5 protein-coding genes and 2 pseudogenes are annotated in these 8,961 nt (G+C 71.9%); 3 read left to right on the forward strand and 4 right to left on the reverse strand.

All coding sequences use genetic code 11. The features are described from left to right. From MNZ39_RS22045 to MNZ39_RS22055, 3 genes and pseudogenes are all read right to left on the reverse strand, one after another. Positions 1-231: pseudogene (locus tag MNZ39_RS22045) on the reverse strand (cytochrome C); the annotation flags it as partial. Between the two features lie 119 nt (positions 232-350). Then, on the reverse strand, positions 351-1,277 hold the full coding sequence (locus tag MNZ39_RS22050) for a hypothetical protein (RefSeq protein WP_242341252.1): 927 nt from the start codon (positions 1,275-1,277) through the stop codon (positions 351-353). A gap of 351 nt (positions 1,278-1,628) precedes the next feature. Further along, a complete protein-coding gene (locus MNZ39_RS22055; RefSeq protein ID WP_242341253.1) occupies positions 1,629-3,329 on the reverse strand; it encodes a tetratricopeptide repeat protein in 1,701 nt (566 codons plus the stop codon). A 260-nt stretch (positions 3,330-3,589) separates the two neighbouring features. On the opposite strand from MNZ39_RS22055, the gene MNZ39_RS22060 reads away from it, so the two are divergent. Further along, a complete protein-coding gene (locus tag MNZ39_RS22060; protein ID WP_242341254.1) occupies positions 3,590-5,260 on the forward strand; it encodes a glycosyltransferase family 39 protein in 1,671 nt (556 codons plus the stop codon). Continuing rightward, the gene (locus tag MNZ39_RS22065) at positions 5,257-6,876 is read left to right on the forward strand and encodes a hypothetical protein (protein ID WP_242341255.1); all 1,620 of its coding nucleotides are present in this window, start codon (positions 5,257-5,259) and stop codon (positions 6,874-6,876) included. Before MNZ39_RS22060 ends, MNZ39_RS22065 begins: the two co-directional genes overlap by 4 nt. A 64-nt stretch (positions 6,877-6,940) precedes the next feature. Here the strand turns inward: MNZ39_RS22065 and MNZ39_RS22070 are convergent, their stop codons facing one another. Beyond that, positions 6,941-8,332 carry a hypothetical protein gene (locus MNZ39_RS22070; RefSeq protein ID WP_242341256.1) on the reverse strand — a complete coding sequence of 464 codons (1,392 nt, stop codon included), beginning with the start codon at positions 8,330-8,332 and terminating at the stop codon, positions 6,941-6,943. A gap of 424 nt (positions 8,333-8,756) precedes the next feature. Between MNZ39_RS22070 and MNZ39_RS22075 the strand changes: the two are divergent. Then, a pseudogene (locus tag MNZ39_RS22075) lies at positions 8,757-8,961 on the forward strand (cytochrome C); the annotation flags it as partial.

Below are 8,961 nucleotides of genomic sequence, written 5' to 3' on the forward strand. Positions count from 1 at the left end.
GGCCGCCGCGTGGCAGTTGAGGCACGTCGAGCTCTGGTCGCTACCCTGGAGCAGGTAGGAGAAGCCCTGGAACTGCGTGCTGGCCCCCTTCTTGGCCATCGCAGTGTTGCCCTTCGAGTTGTGCATCGTGTGGCAGCCGTCGCAGGTCGCGACGCCGCCGTCGTGGAAAGCGTACGCGCTGGAGAAGCTCAGCGCGGCGACCGCTGCAACGGCAAACTTGGTGAACTTCATTGTTTCCCCTTGTGTGTTGTGGCCCTCTGCGACTTCACGGGGCCGTACTGCTGCGGGTACCACTCCCCTGCACTCACTTCTGCTCACTGCGACTGCAACTCCTGCTGCAACACCTTTTGTCACTCGTACCGGAAGACCTTCACTCCCCGGTTTCCGGACTGCGCGACGAAAATCTTGCCGTTCGCGGCCACGAGGTCCATGGGGCCGAGGAGGTTCTCCGGGTCGTCCCCCCGGTACCCGAACTCGCCCAGGAACTCGAACTCGCGATCGAAGACCATGACGACGGCGCGGAGGAGGTCGGTGACGAGGTAGTTGCCCTTCTCGTCCGTCGCGATCCCTCCGACGATGTTGAACCTGCCGGGCACGCTGCCGTGAGTCCCGAACCGCCGCACCTCGCCCTTGGGCGACACCACGAAGGCCTGGAACATCGGCGAGACGGTGATGAGGAGGCTCCCGTCGCGATCGACGTTGAAGCCGCTCATCGCGTCCTCGCGGTGGCGCTTGTCGAACTGGAGGAGATCCCGCAGCTCGTAGGTGGCGACCGTCGCGCCCGCGTCGTCCGTCACCAGCACCTTCATCCCGCCCTTGTCGGCGAGGAAGGTCCGGCCGGCCGCGCGCTGGAGCGCGTTCGGGGCGAAGTCCTTCGCGAAGCCTTCCGGGAGCCCCTTGATCTCGATCTTCGCGATGGGCTCGCCGCGGAAGTTGCAGCGCCACAGCGCCCACGTCCGGCCGACCGAGGTGAGCAGGAGCAGCTCGCCGCTCTCGAGCGGGACGGCGCCGATGATGGTCCCGATGTCGGACTCGTCGCCGAAGCTGTAGGTCTCGATGCCCAGGTCGGTGAAGACGTGGACGATCCCCTGCGAGCGGTCGACCATGAAGAGCTCGCGGTTCGCGCGGTCGTACGACAGCGCGGCCCAGCTCGAGGCGATCCGGCCGCTCAGGCTCGAGAGGTCGTAGCCATACCGGGTCCGCAGACCCGCCGGCGCGTCCGCGTGGGCGGAGGCGGCGAGGAAGACGGCGAGGATGGCGGTCGAGAGGCGGGCCATGTTCGTTGGCAGCCCACTGTGCAAGGGCGATACCGAGCCAGGAAGCGCCAAAATCCCGGCAGATCCGCGTCTCCCACAGCTTGGGGACAGCGCGCGCTGCGCCATTTGACCCAGCGGTACATGTGGTTGGGGCATGCGCCACACCCAGCGCCACCGCAGCAGACCAGGTACGGGAATGTCGTACACGCGATCTGCGCGGCCTGACGCGCGGAGCCATCACGCATCGGTCGCGGCGCGACGATCCTTGAACGCAGGGGCATCTGCGTCGGAAGAGGGAGAGGCGCGCGAGTCGGGCGCGCGGCCCGGACGAACGCGAGGTTACGCAGCCGGCGCGGGCGGCGCGCTGCACACCTACTGATCGCCCGCGGGACGCCCCTCGAGGGCGGAGATTCGGGCGCGGACTCTCGCGACGAGCTCCGCTCGGCCGCTGCGCTCGATCTCCACGAAACGCCGATAGTGGGCGACGGCCTCGTCGACTCGCCCGGATCGCTCCGCGATCAAGGCGAGGTTGAAGTGGGCGACGTCGTCGCGCTCGTCCACCTCGAGCACGCGCCGGAAGTACTGCTCCGCGCGCGCCGAGTCGCCGCGCTGCGCGTAATAGGTTCCGACGTTCGTCAGCGCGAGCACGTTCCTGGGGTCGAGGCGAAGCGCCTCATCCCACTCGTCTCTCGCGCGCTCTGGCTCGCCCGCGCGCGCGTGGGCGTCGCCGAGCGCGAAGTGAGCGTCGGCGTTGTAAGGCTCCACCCGCACGGCGCTCGTGAAGAGCGCCCGGTCATCGCGCCAGTCGGGGTTCCTCGCCACGGCGCGGGCTGCGAGCGAGACGAGAAGGACTCCGGCCGTGGCGGCCATGAGGGTCCGGAGGCGGGGCCGCTCCTGCCAGAGCCGCCACGCCTGATCCGCGACCACGAGCCACGCGCCGACGAGCGGCTGGTACAGGTACCGCTCCGCGAGCTCCGCGCTCGGGAACCACACGATCGTGCTCACCGGCAGGAAGCCGAGGACCGCCCAGGCCATGCCGAAGCGGGTGACGAGGCGCCTCTGGCGAAGCAGCAGGAAGGTCGCGACCGCCAGGAGCAGCCAGGCGAGCGCGAGGGCGAGCGGATGGGAGAAGTAGCTCCCCGGGCGCGAGTAGACGGCGGTGAGCTCGCGCGGGAACAGCGTCACTGCCGCGTACTTCGGCACGATGTGGAGGACGTTCGAGAGGACCTCCCCTGGACGCGTGTAGGACACCTGCGCACCCAGCGCGGAGGACAGGACGGCCGCCCGGAGCCCCAGGTACAGCGCCGCGACGCCCGCGAACGCCGAGAGGATGGGGCCCCGCCTCCTCACCACCTCGCGCCAGGGAGCTCCCGAGAGCGCCTCCAGAACGCCGAGGAGCGGGAGGAGCATGATCGCGGGCTCCTTGCACAGGAGGCCGAGGAAGAACGCGCCGAGGGAGACGCCGTACCAGGCTCTCTTCCCCTCGTCCCGCGCCCGGAGGTACGCGGCGAGCGCCGCGAGCACCAACGCGGTGGCCACCACGTTGTTCCGCCCGGAGATGAAGTTCACCGGCTCGGCGTGGATGGGGTGGACGGCCAGCAGGAGCGCGGCGAGCGCCGCGGGCAGCTCGGCCCTGAACAGCCGCCGCGCGGCGACGAAGAGGAGGAGCGCGGCGGCCGCGTGCCAGAGCACGCTCACGAGGTGGTAGCCCCAGGCCCCGAGCCCGAAGAGCTGGTAGTCGAAAAGATAGAGCGCCCGGTTCAAGGGGCGGTAGTACGGGGTCGAGCCGCCGGTCGTGTCGCACTCGGTCAGCACGGCGCCCAGGTTCGAGAGCGAGTGGCCGGTGGGGTTCTCGACGATGATCTGCCGGTCGTCCCATGCGAAGCCATTGCGGAGCGCGTTCCCGTACGTCAGCGCGACCGCGAGGACGAGGAGCGCCGGGACGGCCCAGCGGCGCGCCGCGGACGCGGGCGGGGTGAAGGGCTCGTCGCCGCGACCCGGCGGTCGCGCGCCGCTCGGCTCGCCGGCGGTCGGCGGTGAACGACCCGCAGCGCTCTCGTTGGTTCGGGCCATCCTCGTCCTGAACGCTGCGCGCGCTCCGCAGCTTCCTCCGGAAGGCGCGCAGCTTACCCCAAGGTCGTGGCGACCGGGCGGACGAGGCGCAGCGCGTCTCGCTCCGAGCGCAATCCGCTCTCGACTCGCCGCGGCGTACCGAGTCGCACAGGGGTCACCGGCGCGCGTCGCGGCGGGTTCGCTGGCGGTCGAGCGGCAGCCCGCTCCGCGCGGCGCCGGAGAAATCGACCCGTCCCGTTGCCGGTATACTCGGCGCCCTCATGCTCCCGAGGAACACCCGCAGCGCCGCGGCCTGGGCGGCGGGCGCCATCGCGATCGCGGCGCTGGTCGCCTACCTCCCCGCGCTCGGCGCCGGGTTCGTGTTCGACGACCACCAGTTCCTGCCCGACGGGCCCATCGTCCGCGGATCGCTCGCGGACATCTGGTTCAGCGCCGCGGCGAAGGACTACTGGCCGCTGACGTACACCGTCCTGTGGATCCAGGCGCGGCTCTGGGGCGACGCGCCCCTCGGCTACCACCTCACGAACGTCCTCCTCCACGCCGCGACGGCGATCCTCGTCTGGCGCGTGCTGCGCGCGCTCGAGCTCCCCGGCGCGTGGCTCGCGGGGCTCCTCTTCGCGGTCCACCCGGTGACGGTCGAGTCGGTCGCCTGGATCTCGGAGCTCAAGAACACCCTCTCCGCGCCGCTGTTCCTCGGGAGCGTGCTCGCGTGGCTTCACAGCGAGCGGAGCGGGCGCCGGCGCGAGCTTGCGGTCGCCCTGCTGCTGTTCGCGCTCGCGCTCCTCGCGAAGACGTCCGTGGTCATGCTGCCGGTGGTGCTCCTCCTCCTCGCCTGGTATCGGCGCGGCCGGATCGATCGAAGCGACCTCGCGCGCACGGCCCCGTTCTTCGCCGTGGCCCTCGCGGCCGGGCTCGCGACGATCTGGTTCCAGCGCGTCCGGGCGATGACCGACGGGTGGCTGCCGGAGCGCGGCCTCGGCGAGCGGCTCGGCGGCGCGGGCTGGGCGCTCGTGTCGTATCTCGAGCAAGCGCTCCTGCCCGTTCGCCTCGCGTTCGTCTACCCGGAGTGGCCCGTGGCCGCGGCGTCGCCCGCGTTCTACCTGCCCCTCCTCGCGCTCGCGGCCGGGTTCGCGGTGCTGGGGTCGCGCCGCGCGAGCCTTGGCCGGCCCGCCCTCCTCGCTCTCGGCTTCCACGCGCTCATGCTCCTGCCGGTCCTCGGGCTCGTGGACATCGCCTACCTGCGCTTCGGGCCCGTCTCGAACCACCTTCAGTACGTCGCGCTCATGGGCCCCGTCGCGCTCGTCGCGGCCGGCCTCGCGAAGCTCGCGGCGAGCCATCGCCGCGCCACGATCGCCGGAGCGGGCGCGGTCGCGGCGCTCCTTGCGATCGCGACCGCCACGCGCGCGACCGCGTTCCAGGACGACCTCACCCTCTGGACCGCCGCGGTGCGCGCCGCGCCCGAGAGCCTGATGGCGCACTGGCAGCTCTCGGAGGAGCTCGCCGCGCGCGGCCGTCTCCCCGAGGCCGTGGCGGACCTGGAGGAGGCCGCGCGCACGGTGCGCGGTCCCGCCTCCCGGCACCGGGCCCGGAGCCTGCTCTTCCTCCGCACCGGCCGGTTCGCGGCCGCCGTCGCCGAGTGCGACGCCGCCGACGCGCTCCGGCCCGACCGCCAGTTCCGGCGCGACCTGGGCCGGATGCTCACCGTCTCCGACGCGCCGCTGGAGGGGATCGCCGCGCTCGGGCCGCTCGTCCGGCAATACCCGCAGAACGTGGACTACCGCTACTGGCTCGGCGCGGCGCTCGCGCGTGCCGGGCGGTTCGCCGACGCCGCGGACGTCCTCGCGGAGGCGTCGCGCATCGCGCGCGGGACGGACGCCGAGATCGAGGAGGCGCTGGCGCTCGTGCGCGGCCGGCTGCGCGCCGGGCCATGACGACACCGCCGCCTCTCCCGGGAACCGATGGCGCAGCGCCCGCGACGCCGGGCCTCCGGCTCGACCCGATCTACGCCGCCGCCTTCCTGCTGTGCGCGATCGCGACGCTGGTCCCGATCTGGTCGGTCGACTACCTGCCCATGGTCGATCTCCCCCAGCACGCCGCAGGGACCTCGATGTGGATGCACCTGCGCGATGCGGGGTGGGGCTTCGCGGATCGGCTCGAGCTCGACCTCGCGACGCCTTACCTCGTGTCGCCGCTCCTCGTGCGCGCCCTCGCGGAGCTTGCGGGAATCCCGGCGGCGCTGCACCTCGTCGTGAGCCTCGCGGTGATCGCGCTCCCCCTCGCCACCGCTCGCCTCCTCCGGGCAGCGGACGGGGATCCGTGGGCCTCGCTCGCGGCGTTCCCCGCCGCCTTCAGCTTCTCCTTCCACTGGGGCTTCCTCCCGTACCTCGTCGCGGCGCCGCTCGCCGTCGCGCTGGTCGCGGCGGCGATCCGGAGCTCCTCCAGGCCCTCGCCCTGGCGCGCGCTCGAGCTCGGCCTCCTCACCGTCCTCGTGTTCTTCGCCCACGCCATGGCGCTCGCCGTGGCCGCGTGCGCGGCGCTGGCCCTCATCGTCCACCGCGCGCCCGGCTGGCGGCTCGCGGTGCTCCGATCGCTCCCCCTGGCCGCGCCCGTCCCGCTCATGCTCTGGATGGCGCGCGCGAGGATGGGCGATCTCGCTGCGGCCTCCAGGCACGCCGACGAGGCGACGATCTGGGTCGATACGGCGAGACGGATCACCGATCTCCCCGGGATGATCTTCGGGACTGCCCCCGACGTGCTGCGGGACGGCGAGACCTCCGGGATCCTCTCCGTCGCGGTCGCGCTCGCCCTCGCCGCGCTGCTCGTCCTCGCGCGCGCGCCGCGCCCGCGCGATCCCGGGCGCCTTGCGCCCCTCGCCCTCGTGCTCGCGCTCTACTTCGCGCTGCCGCACCACGCGCTCGCGGTCTCGTTCATCTACGAGCGGCTGACCGTGTTCATGGTGCCCTTCGCGCTCCTCGCGCTGAGCGCGCCGGCGCGTCCCGGGCGACGGACGGCGCTCGCGCGGGCGGGCCTCGTGCTCCTCACGCTCGCCTGCATGTCGCTGTGGACCGCGCGCTTCCGGAGGTTCGACGCGGAGGCCCGCGGCTTCGACCGCATCGTGGACGCGGTGCCGCCGGCGCCGCGCCTCGTCGCGCTGCCGTGGCGCTCGTACAGCGACGCCCTGCCGGGCGCGCCCTATTACCTGCACTTCGGGGCATGGATCCAGGCGAGGCGAGGCGGAGTGCTCGGGTACTCGTTCGCCGAGACCTCGGCGCAGGTGGTGCGGTACCGGCCCGGCGCGAAGCCCCCCATGACGCCCACGCTCAACCTCCGGCCCGACCGGTTCACGTGGGCGACGGACGGCTGGTACGACTACTTCCTCGCGCGCTCCTCCGAGGACACGGGCGCCTTCCTGTTCCGGGAGGCGACCGAGCCGGTCGAGCTCGCCGCACGCGAGGGGCCGTGGTGGCTCTACAGGAAGAGAGCGCGCGGGGAGCCGGACACCCGGGCGCGGGCGGTGGAGCCGGCGCACGACGAGGCGAAGCCGTAGCGGACGGCGGACGAGCGACCTCCCGTGGCGTGCGGGCGAGACGCCCGGGGAGCACGCGCGCGGCTCAGCCTGCGACCGGCGCGAGCACGTTCGCCACGTGTGCGGCGACGTACAGCGCCACGAGCGCGACGGACGCGACCGCCGTGGCGGTGAGCTGGAGCCGCGGCGGAACCGGACGCACCGGCTCGAGGCGGCGGTCCGGTCGTTCGCCGAGCGCCACGTCGAGCGTGAAGATCGCCGTCGACGCCAGCAGCAGCAGCGCGATCGCCGTCCAGAGCGGCCCCGCGAGCGCCTCGAGGTGGAGCCTCGCGGTGAGCCCCGGGACGGCGGGGGCGAGCGCGCGGAACATGTTCGTGTCCACGTTGTCCGGGAAGAGCACGAACGTCGCGGCGAGGTAGAGCGCGTTCAGGCCGACGTAGGCGAGCGGGAAGAACGAGGAGCGGTGCCGCAGCGCCGCCAGCACGAAGAGGACGAGCGCCGGCGCGGCCCACGCCACGTACTGGGGGAACCAGTAGCGCGGCGCGAGCAGGAACACCACGCTGCCGGCGTACAGGATGGCGGCCTTCTGCCAGAGCGCGAGCCCACGGAAGAGGCTCATCCAGACGCTCGCGACGAGGAGCCCGGCGAGCAGCCACTCCGTGAGCGTGGTGCGCACCGGACCGTCCCAGAAGATCGCGTCGTAGCCGTGGTTGCGGAAGGCGAGGTAGCCCTCCCGGAAGCCCGGGCTCCAGAAGGCCGCCACGATCGCCGCGCTCACCGCGACGCCCACGGCGAGCGGCGCGAGGGCGCGCCGCCAGCCGAACTCGGTCACGAGCACCGGCAGGAGGACGACGAGGAGCACCGCCGGGAAGTTCTTGAGCCAGATGCCGACGAACAGGGCGAGGACGCCTGTGAAAGGACGGCGCGTCGCGACGAGGTAGGCGCCGAGGAAGGTCGCGGCCGAGGGCAGGAGGTCGAACTGCCCGAACACGAAGCCGACGAAGAGCAGGATCGGCGAGGTGAGGGCCGCGAGGAAGGCGTGTCCCCCCAGGTCCTCCCCGTCCTTGCGGAGGAACCGCTCCCAGAAGCGCCGCGCGGTCCAGGCGATGACGAGGAGCGCCGGCACGTAGCTCAGCCGCGGCAGCAGGTACTCGACGGCGGTCAGCGGCTGCGGCACGAGCCAGGGCGCGTAGCCGTAGAGCCCGAACAGCTTTCCCACCGCCACGATCGCGCCGAACCACAGGTACGCGAGCGGCGGGTACGTGAACCCCTCGATGAAGGGGCGCGCGGGGCCTTCGTACACCGCCTGGTAGACGTTCCAGCGGCCCTCCGCGACGTAGTGGGAGGCCCAGACGATGTAGTCGAGGTCGCGGTGGGCGGAGAGCAAGGAGATGGCGAGCGCGAACACGATCACGCCGGCCGCCGCGAGAACAAGGCGCTCCGTCGCAGCCCCGGCCCCACCCAGATTCAGCTTCATCGCGCTCCCGTCCGCCCCCTGGGACGCAGCCGTTATCGCGTGGGCCTCTCGGCAGCGTCAAGCGGCACGGGAAAGCCGAAACGTCCGCCATCTCCGCGGCTGGAGCCAGCGGTGTGGCGTGCATCTGTTCGCCGGCTTTGTCCATGAGCACGGGCGGGAGGCTCCTGCCCGAAGGCTGACCACAGTCAACCGTCCGAGTCCCGTGACGATGGCACACGCCTATTCACTTACCGTCATCGAACAGCACGGCTATTCTTCACGATAGGCCTGGCGCTCAACGCAATCCGACGGCGACGAGCAACGGTCCCGGCGCAGTTATCACCGGAGCGTGCAATTGCACGCACCGATATTTCCCTGTCGGACATGTCCGACCGTCCGGTACATTCCGCGCCCTCAACTCGCAGCAAGCTGGGGGACCACACCGATGCGTTTCGAAAGAATCGCGGGCGCGCTCGTCGCGCTCGCTCTGGCCGTGCCTTGTTCCGTGCTCGCGTTCCACGACGGCGGCGTCGCGACCTGCGACGGCTGCCACACGATGCACAATTCAATGAACAATATGCGGATCCCCAAGAAGGGGGCCAGCACGCAGTTCCAGGGCTTCTCCTACCTGCTCCAGGGTAGCGACCAGA

The sequence above is a fragment of the Anaeromyxobacter sp. SG66 genome, assembly GCF_022690805.1.
In the GTDB taxonomy this organism is placed as follows: domain Bacteria; phylum Myxococcota; class Myxococcia; order Myxococcales; family Anaeromyxobacteraceae; genus Anaeromyxobacter; species Anaeromyxobacter soli.

Bases quoted from the DNA above. Each gene is read 5' to 3' on its own strand.
- MNZ39_RS22055 (WP_242341253.1), bottom strand. From the start codon at position 3,329: ATGGCCCGAACCAACGAGAGCGCTGCGGGTCGTTCACCGCCGACCGCC.
- MNZ39_RS22065 (WP_242341255.1), top strand. From the start codon at position 5,257: ATGACGACACCGCCGCCTCTCCCGGGAACCGATGGCGCAGCGCCCGCG.
- MNZ39_RS22050 (WP_242341252.1), bottom strand. From the start codon at position 1,277: ATGGCCCGCCTCTCGACCGCCATCCTCGCCGTCTTCCTCGCCGCCTCC.
- MNZ39_RS22060 (WP_242341254.1), top strand. From the start codon at position 3,590: ATGCTCCCGAGGAACACCCGCAGCGCCGCGGCCTGGGCGGCGGGCGCC.
- MNZ39_RS22070 (WP_242341256.1), bottom strand. From the start codon at position 8,332: ATGAAGCTGAATCTGGGTGGGGCCGGGGCTGCGACGGAGCGCCTTGTT.